The 17,539-nt window shown below is 34.8% G+C and carries 14 protein-coding genes; 4 read left to right on the top strand and 10 right to left on the bottom strand.

What is annotated here, in order from left to right:
• Window positions 1-4: 4 nt before the first annotated feature.
• Window positions 5-2,299, bottom strand: a complete 2,295-nt coding sequence (gene helD / locus DKL58_RS01090) for an RNA polymerase recycling motor HelD (protein WP_109585784.1) — start codon at window positions 2,297-2,299, stop codon at window positions 5-7.
• 203 nt (window positions 2,300-2,502) lie between these two features.
• Between helD and DKL58_RS01085 the strand changes: the two genes are divergently transcribed.
• From DKL58_RS01085 to DKL58_RS01075, 3 genes are read left to right on the top strand one after another with little or no spacing between them, the layout of a single operon-like run.
• Window positions 2,503-3,171: a M57 family metalloprotease gene (locus tag DKL58_RS01085; RefSeq protein WP_109585783.1), complete on the top strand. Its 669-nt coding sequence runs from the start codon at window positions 2,503-2,505 to the stop codon at window positions 3,169-3,171.
• 24 nt (window positions 3,172-3,195) lie between these two features.
• Window positions 3,196-3,840 carry a histidine phosphatase family protein gene (locus tag DKL58_RS01080; protein WP_109585782.1) on the top strand — a complete coding sequence of 215 codons (645 nt, stop codon included), beginning with the start codon at window positions 3,196-3,198 and terminating at the stop codon, window positions 3,838-3,840.
• 26 nt (window positions 3,841-3,866) lie between these two features.
• On the top strand, window positions 3,867-4,721 hold the full coding sequence (locus DKL58_RS01075) for a class I SAM-dependent methyltransferase (RefSeq protein ID WP_239386398.1): 855 nt from the start codon (window positions 3,867-3,869) through the stop codon (window positions 4,719-4,721).
• 73 nt (window positions 4,722-4,794) lie between these two features.
• On the opposite strand, the gene DKL58_RS01070 is transcribed toward DKL58_RS01075, so the two are convergent.
• From DKL58_RS01070 to DKL58_RS01030, 9 genes are all read right to left on the bottom strand, one after another.
• On the bottom strand, window positions 4,795-5,967 hold the full coding sequence (locus DKL58_RS01070) for an ABC transporter substrate-binding protein (protein ID WP_109586979.1): 1,173 nt from the start codon (window positions 5,965-5,967) through the stop codon (window positions 4,795-4,797).
• Between the two features lie 388 nt (window positions 5,968-6,355).
• Window positions 6,356-7,066, bottom strand: coding sequence for an ABC transporter ATP-binding protein (locus DKL58_RS01065; protein WP_034979002.1), 711 nt, complete (start codon window positions 7,064-7,066; stop codon window positions 6,356-6,358).
• Entirely contained in the window at window positions 7,067-7,849 is a 783-nt protein-coding gene (locus tag DKL58_RS01060) for an ABC transporter ATP-binding protein (RefSeq protein ID WP_109585781.1), read from the bottom strand.
• Window positions 7,850-7,851: 2 nt separating this feature from the next.
• Entirely contained in the window at window positions 7,852-8,808 is a 957-nt protein-coding gene (locus tag DKL58_RS01055) for a branched-chain amino acid ABC transporter permease (protein WP_109585780.1), read from the bottom strand.
• An 8-nt stretch (window positions 8,809-8,816) separates the two neighbouring features.
• Window positions 8,817-9,695, bottom strand: coding sequence for a branched-chain amino acid ABC transporter permease (locus DKL58_RS01050; protein WP_034979008.1), 879 nt, complete (start codon window positions 9,693-9,695; stop codon window positions 8,817-8,819).
• Window positions 9,696-9,722: 27 nt separating this feature from the next.
• Entirely contained in the window at window positions 9,723-10,925 is a 1,203-nt protein-coding gene (locus DKL58_RS01045; protein WP_109585779.1) for an ABC transporter substrate-binding protein, read from the bottom strand.
• Between the two features lie 413 nt (window positions 10,926-11,338).
• Window positions 11,339-12,805, bottom strand: a complete 1,467-nt coding sequence (locus tag DKL58_RS01040) for a hypothetical protein (RefSeq protein ID WP_109585778.1) — start codon at window positions 12,803-12,805, stop codon at window positions 11,339-11,341.
• A gap of 504 nt (window positions 12,806-13,309) precedes the next feature.
• Window positions 13,310-13,837, bottom strand: coding sequence for an Rgg family transcriptional regulator (locus tag DKL58_RS01035; RefSeq protein WP_109585777.1), 528 nt, complete (start codon window positions 13,835-13,837; stop codon window positions 13,310-13,312).
• A 1,095-nt stretch (window positions 13,838-14,932) separates the two neighbouring features.
• Entirely contained in the window at window positions 14,933-15,787 is an 855-nt protein-coding gene (locus tag DKL58_RS01030; RefSeq protein ID WP_109585776.1) for a helix-turn-helix domain-containing protein, read from the bottom strand.
• A gap of 126 nt (window positions 15,788-15,913) precedes the next feature.
• On the opposite strand from DKL58_RS01030, the gene DKL58_RS01025 reads away from it, so the two are divergent.
• Entirely contained in the window at window positions 15,914-17,170 is a 1,257-nt protein-coding gene (locus DKL58_RS01025) for an MFS transporter (protein ID WP_109585775.1), read from the top strand.
• The last annotated feature ends 369 nt before the right edge of the window (window positions 17,171-17,539 follow it).

Here is a 17,539-nt window from a genome sequence, read left to right as displayed (position 1 = left end):
CTTCCTACTTTTCTATATAAGTTTTCGGGTCTACTTCCAGAAGTGGGCTCTTTTCGTTAGTATAAACAATATCAAGCTTGTACATCGCCCGCGAAGTTATTGTGTATACAAGTTGCGTTTCATCAATGCGATGATAATTTTCTTTTGAGGCAGCCCACATAATGACGGCATCAAACTCCAGGCCTTTAGCTAAATAAGATGGAATCACTAAAGTGCCGTCAACTAAGCGCTGATTGGCAGTGGCAATCAATGTTGCTTTCACTTTGTCTTCTTTGAGCTTTTCTGCCACTATTTTGGCACTGTCCAAGTCCTTGGTAATAATTGCAGTTGTCATGTTAGCCTGATTATTTTCATCTAGTATTTGTTCCAGTACCTTGATTGTAGCAGCATCATCAGAACGTTGCCAAAGAGCTGGTTTAGGACCCTGACGGTCAAACGATTCAATTTTTTCACCTTGTCGCAGGATTTGCTTGGTAAATTCAGTCAACTGTTTTGTTGAACGATAAGATTTGGTTAACTGTACAACATCAGTTTTTTCAGGATCAAATAAACCACTGATCTGCTTAAGCAGACTTCTACTTTCATCTTTGGTAAAAATAGCCTGGTTTAAATCACCCAACATCGTGAATTTAGCCCGAGGAAAATTATATTTCAGATAGCACAGCTGAAACGGCGTATAATCTTGAATCTCGTCAATAAAAGCGTAACGCATTTCAAAATCTACATGACGACCTGTGATCAGATCATAAAGGTACAAGTAGGCCGAAACATCATTCATATGAATATAATGCTTCATAAAACTTTGCTTAACTTCTTCGATGTGTTTTTGCCAATTTGCTTCTTCAATTCGCCATTTACTTAGGTCAGTCATTTTAGGAACAGCACGTAAAAAGTTCAAATATTGTGCACGCATATTAATAAAATTATTCCGTCTAATTTGCTGGAAAACTTTATCAAGTGCCTTCACGACAATTTTACGGCTGAGGAATTTTTCTTCTTTTTCCTCTGATTCAAACTCCTGGTCTGGACGATCATATAAAGCATTCAGCTGCTCTTGACTGAGATTTTGGATGGCATCAGACACCCAGGCCTTTTTAGTTTCGCTGTTAATCTTGCGATTGAGTGATTTTATTAATCCTTCTCGCGTAGCATCAATTCTATTGCTCAAATTATAATTGGAATTAAATGAATAATAGAGTTCACTGATTTTTTCTTTTGTAAAAAATGGTTTCTTTTTATTGCGGAAGTAAATATTTTTAAAAATTACACCTCGATTATTGAGGTGTTTAGCATAATGGTGCAGCAAATTAAAGAAATTTGTAGAATCTTTAAATTGACTAATTGCAGAATCAGCTTTGCTGTCTTCAAATTGATCAAATAAATTTTCAACAGTCATTCCAGGCAATCGTCTTGCTACAAATTGCCAGTATGTCATTTGTACCATATTTTGTTCACCCATCTCGGGCAAAACATTTTTGATATAATCATTAAACAATTGATTAGGACTAAACATGATGACATCACTACTGGTAAGGTTGCCGCGATAGCGATATAGCAGATAGGCAATCCTCTGTAATATTGCAGAAGTTTTACCAGAGCCTGCCGCTCCTTGAACAAACAATAAGTCTGCACTGGTGTTCCTAATGATTTTGTTCTGCTCACGCTGAATCGTTGTCACAATTGATTTCATTTGCGTGCCGGATTTTTCACCTAAAACTTCCAGCAGCATCTGATCACCAATAGACTCATTGGTGTCAAACATGTTAATAATCTTGCCATTTTCAATTATGAACTGCCGCTTTTTGGTCATATCAACGGTAATTTCACCTTCAGGCGACATATAAGAAACCTTACCAATCTTGCCATCATAATAAATTGATGAAATTGGTGCACGCCAATCATAAATTAAAAAATGATTATTTTTGTCTGCAAAAGAACCCAGACCAATATAAATAGTTTCCGGTTTTTCATTGGTTTCTTTAAAATCTACTCTGGCAAAATATGGCTTTTGCTCTAATTTTTGAACAGTGCTTAGTTGCTTTGCGGCATGCTGCCAAGCATTTTGACGTTCATCAAGCAACTGCTGTTGCTGGTGAATAGACAAAGCAGTTTCCATAGATGTTGAATAGCCGTCATAATCTAATTTTACATCATCAAAAAAGTGTGAATTAAGATCTTGGGCCTCTCCTTCAGCGGACTTAATTGACGAGGACAACTCGGCTTTTTTAGCCCGTATCATTTTTAAAATCTTATCAAGATGCTTTTGCTCAAATTCTCTATCATCCATCGCTTTTGTCATAAACTCACCTAATTTTCCAAAACTTGCATTCTATTTTACCATGAAATCGGTTTATATTAAAACCTTGGATTCGTTTTTTGCTAAACAGTGAAATATGTCAAAATTTCCAGATAACGATTATAATTTTATGTGTTAAAGTCAGTAAATTATGAAACTTTTTCTACTTTTCCTTTATAATGTAAAGTAATGGAGTTGATTAAGGTATGAAAAGATTTTGTCATTTTTTATCAAAATTAGCATGTGCGCTGGTTGTAACTTTTACAATTGAAAGTACAGTTGCTCCGATTGCTGAAAATTCAGTATTCAGTTGGCCTTCTCAGACTGTTTATGCCAAGAAAACTGCTAAAAAGGCAAAAAAAGCTAAAAAGAAAACAAAGAAAACTAAAAAGACCAAGAAAAAGAATACAGCTGCTATAGCTTCTTCTTGGCACTGGAAAAAGCCTAAAGCTTCTGTTTATATAGATCTTGATAATAATGAAGAATTAATTTCAGCTACTAAAGACGCAATTGATGCATGGAATGATACCAAAGCCTTTACTTTTACTGAAACCAAAAGCAAGAAAAAAGCTAATATTGTAATTGAACAGGTTTACAGCCCAAATACTAATTATGCGGGGTATACTACTTTTCATTATTACGTGAAAACCGGAATCATGTATTCCGCAGTTACCAGGTTAAATATTTATTATTTACAGAATTTTTCACCATATAGTTATACTTACCAACGTATTTTAAATACTGTCGAACATGAATTGGGACATGCAATCGGTTTAAAACATAATAATGGAGTGTCTGTAATGTATCCTACCGGTTCTTTGTATCCAATTGAGCCTGTCGACGTTGAAAATGTTCAAAAATTATACAAAGAATAAAATATTAGATTTGTGAGGAGTAAAATGAAAAGAATATATATAGTGCGTCACGGTGAAACCTTTATTAACCGCTATAACAAGATGCAAGGCTGGTGTGATACGCCACTAACAGAAAAAGGAATAGCAGGTGCTGACCAAGTTGGTGAAGCTTTAAAAAATGTGCCTTTTGATATTGCATTATCAAGTGATATGAAAAGAGCCAGCGACACTTGTGACATCATTATTAAACACAATGTTAACCGTGATGAAATTCAACATATCGCAACTCCTTTTTTCCGTGAACATTTTTACGGCTATTTTGAGGGTATGGATTCAGATGCTGCTTGGCAAATGATCAGTGGTCCTCACGGTTATAAAAGCCATGCTGAAATGCTCAAAAATGAATCATTAGACACAGTGAAAGACTGGATTAAAGAAGCTGATCCTTTTCATGACGCAGAAAATGCAAAAGAGTATTGGGATAGAATAAATAAGGGATTTAAATTAATCGGTCAATTAGATGGGGCTGAAAATATTTTGCTCGTAACTCACGGTTTTACCATTCATAGTATTGCCGATCGTTACAGCGATTTTGATATTAAAGAGCGACCTCGTAATGCTTCAATTACAGTGATGAATATGACAGAGCAAGAGAAGAAAATTGTTTCTTATGACAAATTAAAGCTCTGATGCCTCAATTAACAGGAGAATATTTTATGAAATCAAAAAATGATATGTCTGACGTTGCTGACAACTTAAATAACTGGAATGATCGCGCTGTTGTACATGCAAATGGTGGCTATGGCGATCTTACTCAGTTTGCTAAAAACCAAAATGCTATCACTACAACTGTTAAACGTGATTTGGACGTACTCAAACCATTTTTGACTCATAATTCAGTTGAAAATAAGCGGCTACTTCATTTGCAATGCCATATTGGAGATGATACGCTCAGTTGGGCGCGCTTAGGAGCTAAAGACGTTTACGGTCTGGACTTTTCACCTGCTGCCCTAAAGTATGCACGCAAGTTGGCTCAAGAGGCTAACACATCAATTACTTACGTTGAAGGTGATGCTCGCTATGCCGCAGAAGCTATCCCGGAAAAATTAGGACAATTTGACATAATTGTGACTAGTGCAGGTACAATTACTTGGCTGCCAGAATTAAAATCATGGGCAAAATCTATTGGTCAACTCCTTGCTCCTGGTGGAATATTCATGATTCGTGACAATCACCCTTTGTTATTTGCACTTGATAATGCCGGGTTAGAAATTAAGCTGGGTTACTTTAGCGGCACTGAGATTACTTATCAATCAGATGCTTCATATACACCAAACTCTAATGGGAAAATAAAGCATCAGACAAACCATAATTGGGCTCATGATTTTGCAGAAATTATTAATTCATTAATTGCTGCTGGTTTAACTATTAAAAACGTAGGAGAGCATAAAATTAGTGATTGGAAGTCTTTGCCATCACTAATCTATGATAAAAGCCAAGAAGGTTGGACACTTCCAGCTGATTCACCACAGATTCCATTGACTTTTTCAGTAGTTGCACAAAAATTGTAAAATCAGTATTAATACAATCAAAAAGGTTAGCTTTGCTAGCAAAGCTAACCTTTTTATTCCCTAAAAATAAGTCTTATTCAATTTTAAAAGTTTTACCCACTTTACCATTAATTAATTCTTCTACAGCAATTGGTTTTTCAGGATTATGATCTTTATCTACAGTGATTTTCCCAGTTACGCCAGTAAAATCTTTAATTTGTTCCAGACCCTTCGTGATTTTTGCAGAATCATCAGATTTTTCATTTTCAATTGCTTCTTTAATCATATATACCGCATCATACGCTAAAGCAGAAAAAGTTGGTGCTTCTTCATGGTAACGGTTCTTGAAATCACGCATAAATTTAGAAGCAGTTGGATCCTTGGCAGCTACCTGTGTTGAAAAGGGCGTGGTATAGTAGATTTTACTTGCATTTTTAGCACCAGCAATCTGTACTAGCTTCGGATCAGCCATACCATCACTACCGACAATGGGTGCCTTAATTCCAATTTGACGCGCTTGCTTAATTATTAAGCCAACTTCAGTGTAGTAGCCGGGAACGTAGATAGCATCGACTTTCTTAGCTTTAAACGAAGTTAATACAGCGTTAAAATCTTTGTCACCCTCTGAAAATGTCTGACTATCAACTATCTTGCCTTTATATGTTTTCTTAAATGCTTTAGCAAGACCGTTACCATAGTCACTTGAATTGTCAGTATAGACAGCCACTCTTTTTGCCTTAATGTTATTCATTACGAATTTGGCTGCACTACCACCTTGAAAATTATTTTGGTAACATGCTCTAAAAACAAATGGCTGAACTTTACCGTTCTTTTGTAAAGTGTAATTTGGATCTGTCGCTGAAGGACTGACACTTGGTACCTTAGCTTTAGTAATATTAGGAATTTCAGCTGTGCCGGCATTAGTAGTTGCTGGTCCTACAATAGCCGCTACCTTTTCTTTTGTAGCTAATTGAGCTGCAACTGAGGCAGAAGTAGAAATAGCAGTTTTATTGTCACGCATAATTAGTTTGATTTTTTTCTTACGACCATTAACATCAATGCCGCCTTTTTTATTAATTTCACTAACTGCTAATTGAATACCTTGCTTTTGAGCGTTGCCATAACCAGCTGCAGCTCCAGACAACTCCATGTTGACGCCAATTTTGACTGAATCTTTATCTTGCTTAGTTCCATCCCCACTACTGCTTTTAGCAACAGTACAGCCTGCCAGCATAAAAACTGCCATGCCAGTGATTACAACATTCATTACCTTTTTAATACCGCTAATATTATCCATCATCTTGTTCCTTCTAACTATTCTTTCTATTCTTTAACTAAAATTGACCACAAAAAAGCCTCATTCAAATCAATGAATGAGGCTTAAATTATCAATTAGTTAAACCCCAATCATTGGCACGCAAACTAGGGCTTAACTACTTTAAATTACATCACGTAATTCATGTATGTTAAGTCCTGCGTTCCAACAACAAGGCAACTAAATCCTGAGTTTGAAAAATATTCATATTATTTTTTTGATTAACATATTTCGTTTCCATCGTAATTACCTCCTCAGAATTTTATGTAAACCCTACAGTTTTCACTATGTGACTCAACAATGAATTAACATCATTGCCATTACAACAACTTGATTACCACTAACCACCAAAATATACTTTCTGTACTTCTGGGTTTGCCAACAATTCTTGACCAGTACCACTTAATTGCACTACTCCTGTCGCCAATACATAACCACGATCGGCAATAGATAGAGCTTGTTTAGCATTTTGTTCTATCAACAAAATAGTTGTACCTTTTTCGTTTAGTTCTTTAATAATTTTAAATATTTCTTGAATATACAGGGGTGACAAACCCATTGATGGTTCATCAAGCAGCAACAATTTTGGCTTTGCCATTAAGGCACGACCCATGGCCAACATTTGCTGCTCACCACCTGACAAGGTAGCTGCATCCTGATTACGTCTTTTTTGCAAAATTGGAAAGCGTTCAAAAATATCTTTGTAGGTTTTTGAAACTTCATCATGATTCTTTTGCAAAAACGCACCCATCTGCAGATTCTCCATTACGGTCATCCCGGCAAAAATATGCCGACCTTCTGCTACTTGGGAGATACCCGCGCTGACAATTTGCGGAGCACTTTTGTGATCTATTTCTTCACCAAGGTAAAAAATTTGACCACTTTTGGGTTTCAACAAGCCAGAAATTGTCTTAACAATAGTTGACTTACCAGCTCCATTAGCTCCGATTAGGGTTACGATTTCACCTTGGTTAATTTCAAAACTGACATTCTTAACAGCTTGAATAACACCATAATTTACAGACAGGTCACGAACTTCTAACATTGCCATCTAGTCATCACCCTCTCCTAGATATGCTTCAACAACTTTAGGATTTGCCTTAATTTCTTCAGGAGATCCGGTAGCCAATATCTCGCCTTGATCAAGTACATAAATTCTTTCAGCCAGGTTCATAACTAAAGACATGTCATGCTCAATTAACAAAACTGTGATCTGAAATTCTTTTTGAATATATTTAATAAGATTAGTCAAATCCGCTGTTTCTTCTGGGTTCATACCAGCAGCAGGTTCATCAAGGAAAAGAATCTGCGGGTGAGTAGCCAAAGCACGTACTATTTCCAAGCGTCTTTGCGTTCCGTAGGGCAAATTCTTAGCCAAAGTTTGTTCATTATCCGTTAAATCAAAGATTGCTAATAGCTTTTGCGCAGCTTCCTTCATTTCCTTTTCCGTTTTATAAAAACTGGGTAAACGAAAAACTGTTGTTAAAAAGTTTTCTTTATATTCATTTGTCATTGCAGTTAGGACATTATCCATAACAGTTAAGTCTTTAAATAAGCGAATATTTTGAAATGTACGGGATAAACCTAAGTCTGCAATTTGTACAGCACTTTTATGCGTTAAATCATAATTTTGATCATCAACTTGCAAGTTGATCTTTCCACTAGTGACTTGCACCATTCCAGTTAGCAAGTTGAACAAAGTAGTTTTACCGGCACCATTAGGACCAATCAAGGCAACTAGTTCGTGCTTATCAAGATGAAGTGAAACATCATTAACAGCAGTCAACCCACCAAACTTGCGCACTACGTGGTCAACATCTAATAAGTGTGACATATCTAGCTCCTTTCCTTTTTGCCAAAATGGCGGGTTAAATTTTTAAGGGAGACTTCCCAGTTACCTAAAAGTCCTGATGGTTTGAAAATCATGATTAGTATCAGGACTATAGCATAGATCACCATTCTTAACGCACCGAAACTTTGTAAAACGGTATCTAAAACGCCTAAAACAATTGCTGCAACAAACGTGCCAGTCATACTGCCAACACCACCCAAAACAACAATGACTAAGATAGAGATAGATTCCATAATACCAAAGTTTGAAGGTGATATTGTTTGCAAGAATGAAGCATGAAGACTGCCAGCTATTGCAGCAGTTGCGCCACCTAGAACGAAAGCTGCCAGCTTCCATTTAGTAGTATTAATTCCCATTGCTTCAGCAGCAATTTCGTCTTCACGAACTGCTTTAATTGCCCGACCATTTTTTGAACGAATGAAGTTGGTCAAAATGATTGTGGTCACACAAACCAAGATATAAACAGTTGGCCATGAGCATAACTGAGGAATATTGTATAACCCTGCCGCTCCACCAGTAATTTTCAAATTATTAATGACATTGCGGATAATTTCAGCTGCTCCTAGAGTTGCGATTGCTAAATAGTCACCCTTTAAACGAATGAAAGTTGCCGTACCAATAACTGCAGCAATTACAATTGCTATCAGCACACCTACGAGCATTGAGATTAAAAAGCCAGCTTCGCTACTCATGCGTTGAGTAATAATCGCGGTAGCGTATGCGCCAATTGCCATGAAACCGGCATGACCCAGAGAAAATTGACCACTAAAACCGATAATCAGGTTCAAGCCGGTAGCTAAGATAATATTTATTCCAATCGTGACCAGCATATTTTCAATAAAATCATCTATCACGCCAACCATAATCAACGCATTGATTAAGTAAAAGCCGCCTACCATTAATAACAGCCACGACAAAATGTATTTCCAATTAGATTTCATTTTGCCACCTACACCTTCTCTTTAGCATTTTTGCCAAAAATACCAGCAGGTAAGAAAAGCAAAATGACTATTAATACTAGATAAACAACTGAGTCTTTATATGCCGACAAACCGATAGACTGGAAAAATGTTTCCAAGATACCGATTAAGAAGCCACCAATAGAAGCTCCTGGCACTGAGCCGATTCCACCAAGCACAGCAGCCACAAAGGCTTTAATTCCTGGTGTCATCCCCATTAAAGGATCAATTTGGTTATAATACATTCCAATTAATATACCTGCGGCACCGGCTAAAGCCGAACCTAAAGCAAAGGTAAATGAAATCGTATGATTAACATTAACACCAACTAGTTCAGCCGCAGCAGGATCTACGGATACTGCACGCATTGCCCGACCCATTTTGGTCTTTTGAATAATGACCTGCAATGAAACCATCAAGATTAAAGCAGTAGCCAAAATCAAAATCTGAACATTTGAAATTTGCACTCCACCGATATTGTAATTAACCTGTTCAATTACTTGGGGGAAGCTGCGAGCATTTGATCCTACAAAGTATGACATGCCATTTTCCAGTAAAAACGATACGCCGATAGCCGTAATCAGTACAGCTATACGAGGCGACTTACGTAGTGGCCGGTAAGCAAAATACTCAATCACTACGCCTGAAACTGCACCAATAATCATTGCAGAAAGCAGTGCTGTAATAAAGTTAAAATGCCAAGCATTAATCACATAGTAGGCAAAGAATGCACCTAGCATATAAATATCGCCGTGAGCAAAGTTAATTAAATTAATAATGCCATAAACCATGCTGTAGCCTAAAGCCAACAGGGCATAAATCGAACCCAGTGACAAGGCGTTAATGATTTGCTGTAAAACTGTTTGCAAATTTAAGCACTCCTTTCATTTTCTTATTTACTCAACACGGAATGAGTCGTTTACTTTACCGTTAGTCAATTTTTCAATAGCAATTGGCATTTCTGGATTGTGGAATTTGTCCATGGTAATTCTGCCAGTAACACCGTCAAAGTCTTTAATCTTAGCTAGACCTTCAGTAATTTTAACCGAATCATCTGATTTTTGTTCTTCAATAGCAGTTTTTACTAAGTAAACTGCATCGTATGCTAATGCTGAAAATGTAGGTGCATCTGCATGGTAGCGAGCTTTATATGCTTTGATAAACTTAGCAGCTTTTGAATCTGGATTCTTGGCAGCTACATTAGTTGAAAATGGTGTAGTGTAGTAAATATTGGTTGCATTTTTAGCACCTGATATTTGAACAAGTTTAGGGTCACACATACCGTCACCACCAACGATTGGAGCTTTAATACCCATTTGCCGTGCTTGTTTGATGATCAAACCCAACTCTGTGTAGTAGCCCGGTACATAAATAGCATCGATTTTCTTAGATTTAAATGAAGTTAAAACAGCATTGAAATCTTTATCACCTGCAGAATAAGTTTGACTATCAACTATCTTGCCTTTATAAGTATCTTTGAAGGCTTTTGCTAAACCAGTACCATAATCACTGGAGTTATCAGCATAAACTGCTACTCGTTTGGCTTTCAATTTGTCGGTGACAAATTTAGCAGCGCTCTTTCCTTGGAAAGTATCCTGGAAACAAGCTCTAAAGACGTAAGGCTGAACCTTGCCATTTTTCTGTCTGGTATAGTTTGGATCTGTTGCAGATGGACTAATGCCAGGAACAGAAGCCTTGGTAATATTAGGAATTTCGGCTGTTCCACAATTAGTAGTAGCTGGCCCAATAACTGCAGCCACTTTATCCTTAGTTGCCAGTTGTGCAGCAACCGAAGCCGAGGTAGCAATTGCGGATTTATTATCACGGATAAGCAATTTAAGCTTCTTTTTATGCCCGTTGACGTTAATTCCACCGGCTTTATTAATTTCAGAAGCTGCTAATACTATACCTTGCTTTTCAGCACTGCCATATCCAGCAGCAGTACCAGACAGCTCAATGTTAATACCAACCTTGACAACATCTTTATCTTGGTGTGTACCCTTGCTCCCCCCACTTTTTGCAACTGAACAACCAGCTAGTGCCAAGCCGGCCATTCCCACTGTCAGAACACGCAACAATCTTTTTGAAAATTTACCCATCATTTTCTCCTTTTCAATAGTCTGGTAACTAAAAACCTCATTCATTTAATGAATGAGGCTTAGATCAGTTATTAGATAAGCCCCATTCATTAAGACGCAAACAAGGGCTTTTCATGTAAAATCACTAAAAGTAATTTAATCATGCTAAGTCCTAGACGACAACAACAAGGCAATTAAACTCTGGGCAATAATATTTTTAATGTTAGTTCGTTTACTTAAATATTTAGCTTTCATTAAAATCGCCTCCCAAAATTTAATTTAATACTTAGAATTATAAAAAAATAACATTAGCATGTCAAGAAATTTTTGTAATTATTTTTATCAAAGTTCTAAGTATTTTTTATTAATTCTATTGTTTTCACAGGAAAAACAAACGCACGCTGTTAAAGCGTGCGTTTTACTAATTAGATTTTTTAAAATACTGCTTTTTTCCGCCAAAATGCAACAATGAAGTATAAAACGAAATAACTTATAATCATGAGCACCATTGGCAGCCAAACTTCATAATATGCTGTTGGCAAAACCTGATTAAAAAATCTCAAGCCAAACAAAACATCAAAGACCCCAAATATTGCGGGAATAAAGAATAAAAGTCCGGTTTTGCTCTGCCATGTTCTTTGAGCCAGCCTCTCATTTACTAATTTCTGATCTCGTTTAGCAGCTTTGACTACTATCATCAAAACGGCAATCATGCTTGCACCAAACACAAATGCCAGTGAGTAGCCCAAGATCTTCATTTCTTTACTCATCCCCAGTGCCAGCTGATAAGAAGCAGCCTTCGAGCTGCTGTAGAGGCGACTATAGACGACACTACTTTGAGCCCGTTTATGTTCAATTTTTAGTAAAAATGGCCAGTCTCTATCAAAACTGTTTAGCTGCACCAAAGTCAGATATTTAGTTTTACCTTTAACATTATTTAATTCTGCAGCTGAACGAAGTGCAATTGTTTTATTTGTTTGACTGCTATTAGGAACGAGTTCGCGGAAACTGTCATCTGCTAGAGAATTTTTATTCAATTGGTCTAACTTAATAGATTTGACTTGAAAATTGCGTCGGCCGGTGCTTTTCACGTACTTAATTGGATTATCTGCCAATTCATTATGAACAAAATAAAAGTGTCTTTTTGTTTCTTTATAATGATAAGTTTGTTGCTTCTTAATTTTTAGTTGCGCCACATCGTTTTTAATATTGGCGGTGTTGCTGGCAATTACACCATCATAATAAGTTCCCCTTTTAATATCTTGGGGAAAAGCATTAACGTCATGGCCTAAAGCAAGAGCGCCCATAGTCAAGGCAAAGAGTATGGAAATGATAGTAAAAACGCTGGCATAATGGTAAAGTCCCTGCTGCGTTTTTCCTTTAGTTAACTTAATTTTGTTAAACCAATTTGCTGGCACCAAGCTTAATAACGAGTGACAAAGCAAATAAGTACCTGACACAATTGTGATAAATGCCGGCAATAAAGGATTAAACAGATTTTGGACGGGAAAATTCAATATGAAATAGCCGCCACCTATTAGAGCTAGTCCAGCTGCCAGTGCAATTATTTCTAGCCACTTCTGTTTATGAAAAGCAGGAATATCTTCTTTTTCTAAACTGTTTAAAATAGTTCTGGTTAAATTATAAGTTACTATTATGCCACCAACAATTATTAGAACCGCCAGTAACATAGCCACTTGCATGCCTGAATTTATCCGCAGAAAACTGTTAATGACGTTAAAATTCGGCACATTTGGTTTTATTAAACCGCTAAATAACTTAATAATTAAGGAAGCTAAATCCAAGCCTAAAATAGTGCCGGCGATTATCATCAAACCGCCAATAATAAGTGTCACACAAAGTTCTATTAGTCCAATGCGCATATTTTTTAATTTTTGCATCAAGATCACCAAACTTCCTGTTTAGCTCCTTCAAGCAGACCACCTTTTAACTTAATTATAGTTAGCGCTGTCATTTTTTAAATGCCCTGAACAGTTTCTTGAACATATTTTAATATTTGCTTTTTAAACCATTATTCTTTTTTAAATATTGTTTTTTGTTAGTGTCGATTCCCTCCAGCTTGATTGCCATTTTTAAAACATTTTTCCTATCATCTTCCTTTATAATTTTTTTCCGGTCTAAACTTTATAAATAATCCATCTACAAATGCTTCATAAATATGATCATCTACTTTAGACATAATTTTTAAATCTTCGCTTAACTTACAAAACATTTTTCCCATGTTTCTAATTAATCTAAATTGAGCCCAATAAGAATTAATTTATGTAATAAATTTTCAATTTTCTTACTCCTTTCTATTTACTTCTAGTTTATTACGATTTTATATAAGCATATAAAAAATGTCATATTTAACTCTTACTGGTTTAATATGACATTTAAAAATTTTATTTATTAGCAATCATTAGTTCTTCAAGTTCTTTACCATAACTGGGCATACCAGCAATTTTCACACTTGCAGTTATTGTTTGTACTTTATCAAGATACTTGGGATCTTGGTCATAATGATATTTGATTATATTCTCATAAGCTGGAGCAATAGTCTTATAAAAAAATATATCTGGTTTTGTTTTGATTTGTTTTTCACTACTAATATAAAATTCTGTTTCTTCAAATCTTTTGTTACGAATACACAAAATCATCATATTAATAATTATAGACAAAACTAACTTTTGAATATCTATGCTACTTGAACCAATAAACTGACGTATTACTCTTTTTGAAATCAATAAATTACTATCTAAATCATAAAAACTCATAAGGTTGCAGTACAATCTTAAACTATCAGAATTAAAATGAGAAACATCAAACGTTCTTTCTTTCAATCTATCTATAACGCCACTATCAATACTGGAAATTAATCCAAAAATATTTAAACAAAAAAACTTAAAGTGCGAATAATATTTATAAACCATGATTTTCTTTTCCTTTCAAAAAACCTTCGTTATTTATATAAATAATATAATTGCCTTTTTATTTTTATTAATAAAACTGTCATATTTGACGCAAATAAGGTGGATATGACAAATCCAAAAGCTAACAGAATTTATTTCCTATCGACTTTCACCTATACCAAAGCAACTTAACATAATGCCATTATTATTATCAGCATCGTGTCTACATATGAATTAAGCAAGCAAAAAGGCAAGAAATTTTCATGAAATTTCTTGCCTTTTATTAAAAGTTAAAACTTTAAAACTATTTATTCGGCTCCGATAATTTCGGCCCAGCTAGATACTTGATATCTGAGGCTTTAAAGAAACATCTAGGATTATCTGCCTGCTGATAATATAGCTCCTCTTTTTTGCTATCTGGATTAATTATTTTAACAGCCGTACTTACTGATATGCTTGTTCCTTTTCGAAGGAGTGTACCCGTAAATGCTTTGCCATCTTTATCATAATATTTTACTACAACATTAGCATGTCTATAACAAGGTACGGGCTTGATTACATGATTAATAGAAGGATAGCCTATAGCAACTAATAGATAATCAATCTAATAAAAAAGCGACAGCCACTATCTGACTATTACTCCTTCTTATCTTGATTTTATATTCTCTTTGGCACGTAACAAATAAAACATTGCCGTGCATGGCAATGTTTTTAATACTATTGGTTATCACACAATTATTTACTTTCGTGTGATTTTTTACAGGAAATTAGTTCTTTTCTAAATAAAGTTATATTTGAAAAAACCATAGTGGGCTGGTTCTAAATAATTTCGTTATATCGATATGTCGATTTCTCCTTTCTAACGTTTTTTAATTGTATTACTTTATAAAGTGATGATTTTAAATTCTATCAGCACTCCATTTGTAATTACCTGATGTTTATTTTTCGTCGTTTTTTTTTCATCCTTGTTACTCAGCTGTGAATGATAACGACCCAACCAAAAGTTGATGTACTTCATCTCCTCTGTTTTAAACTTTGTAGCTTAAGTATATTTTCAATTTAACAGAAGATAATAAAAAAGTCGTATTTGAATTTTAAATATCAAATACGACTTTTTTAATTTTTACCATATTTATCAAGAATATCTTTCATATCTTTACTATACTCCGGCATGCCTAACGAACTAATGTGATCAATTGCCATTCGAGCTTTATTTAAATACTCATCTTTTCTTCCATAGTGATAATTCACTATATTTTTAAGTATAAAAATGCAGTTTTTATAAAAAAACAAGTTCGGTTTAGTACTAATTTGATCAGCTGCCTGAATAAAGAATTTTGTTTCTTCATATCTACTTTTCTCAATACACATAATTAACATGTTTATCGCTATTCCTAATATTGTTTCTTGAACATTCGAACTTCCAGAATGGCGAAACTGTGTGATCACTCGCCGACTTATTAACAAGTTGCTATCGAGATCATAAAATGGCATCAAGTTACAATACAAATCTAATTTATTTTCGTCAAAATTAGAAATATTAAAAATCTTTTCTTTCAACTTAATTCGTTCTTTTTCATCAAGATCTTCTACGTGATTACCAACTAACGCTATTAGTGCATCTATAAATAGCAACTGATCTTCTTTATCAACTATTTCGCTATTTGCAATGACATTTTTAATATCCTTAAGCTGATCCTTATCATTATGATAAAACGCTTCATTAATTGCCTCGCCAATGTCTCTGTTTTCGTCATATTTTACTTTATCTTCTTGACTAAGCTTGCCAAAAAATTCCCACAATTTAATGTTATTAGCACGCAGTAATGCAATCAAATCCTCAGCTGTAATTCTGTGCTGATCTTTTTCAACTTTTGAATAATATGATGTACTAATCGTATTACCAGCCCATTCTTTTTGAGTTTTCAAACTCTCAATTCGATATTGCTTTAGCAATTGTCCTATTGTCATTAGTGATCCTCCTTAATTTCATTCAAATTTGGCGTTTAACATTCAAATACGACATTTTTGATATTCCTTATTATAACCACGTTATAACTTAATATATAAATTATTTAATTTAGGAGTTATAAAATTATGGACATTTTTATAAAGAACAAGGATTATAGAAAATTTACAATCGCCAGTTTTTTATCTGGTGCAGGCAATATTTTGTTTTACTTAGCACTTATTACTTATGCAAGTAAATTAAGAAATTACGCCTTGGCTATTTCATTGATTTCAATTTCAGAATCAGTACCTCAAATTTTTCAAGTTTTTAGTGGATATTTAGCTGATCGTACAAAAAACAAATTCAAGCTAATGGTTTGGTTAGCTGCTATACGCTTTGGACTCTATCTAATCGTCGGATTACTTTTCGCTAGTGGATTTGCTGGCTGGAACCTTGTTTTAACTGTTATTGGCATTAACTTAGTATCGGATATTGCTGGCTCATACTCTGGTGGCCTTCAAACGCCTCTAATTGTTAACATTGTCGGAAATGATGAAGTTGCTGAAGCCGAAGGATTTGTTAGTGGAATCAACGGTATTATCAATATGATTGCACAATTCATTGGTTCTGGTTTATTACTTTTCATGTCTTATTCCAGCCTAGCAATCTTCAATGCCTTAACATTTCTAGCGGCAGGTGCCCTTTTTGCCAGCGTCGGTCGTAATTATTACAAAACTCGTCCCCAAGAAGAAACTACTTCAGTTAATGAAGAAGGGTTCTTTAAAACAATTGCTTTATCATTCAAACAAGTAAAAAAAGCAAGGGGATTGTTATCAGTCGTTCTAGTAATTGCTTTATTAAATGGAGTTTTAGGAACAATTGAACCTTTAATTTCAATCGTAATCGCCGGCAATAAGTCTTCTATGGTCATTGGAACATACAGTTTTACGATTGCCCTAATAGGAGCTGTAATGACTGCTGGTATGGCACTTGGTAGCATTGTAGGCACAAAATTATTCAAGAACATGTCATTATTCACTATCGCAATTATTTCAACAGCTTTAAGTATCGCAGTTATTGGTACAATGCTTATTAAAAATATTTTCATTTGTCTGCCTGTCATGGCAAGCCTTGCAATATTTATTGGTACGGCTAGCCCTAAATTAACACAGTGGCTTGTTGAAGCAGTCGATCAAAACATTTTGTCATCAACTATGGGAATGCTTAACACGATTTTAATAGTGACTGCGCCAGTTATGACAACTATTTTTACTACAATTACTGCTTCGTTCGGCATTACTATCGCATTAACACTATTATGTATAACTTGTTTAATTATTTTAGTAGCAATAGTTGGGGTAGCCTATTCTACTAATAAAAATGCAGCTATTAATGAGGCATAACTGGAAACAAATTTATTACATTTACCTGTCCTTAATTTATGCCAAAGTAAAATAATTCCATATATATCAAAGCAACTTAATATAATGCAATAAAAGAGCCAGTTAAAAAAATGAACACTGGTGGCCAAAAACCTTTAAATAATTGGGCATAAGATCTCCAGACATGTTAAAATCGCCTCTAACTGGTTTATAATTATTCGCTAACAATAGAGAGCTTAACGTTTAAAAGTAATGTATTCAAAATTATTTTGACAATAATTGCACCTACTATAATGATGATTTCTACTGTATTTTTAAAATAGCAATCAATATTTCAAATGACTTGTAAGAGTCATTTTTATTTTGTCTTTTAGTTATTAATCTTTGAAA

The organism is Lactobacillus kullabergensis (assembly GCF_003151025.1).
Taxonomy (GTDB): Bacteria; Bacillota; Bacilli; order Lactobacillales; family Lactobacillaceae; genus Lactobacillus; species Lactobacillus kullabergensis.
This window is presented reverse-complemented; position numbering and strand designations above follow the sequence as displayed.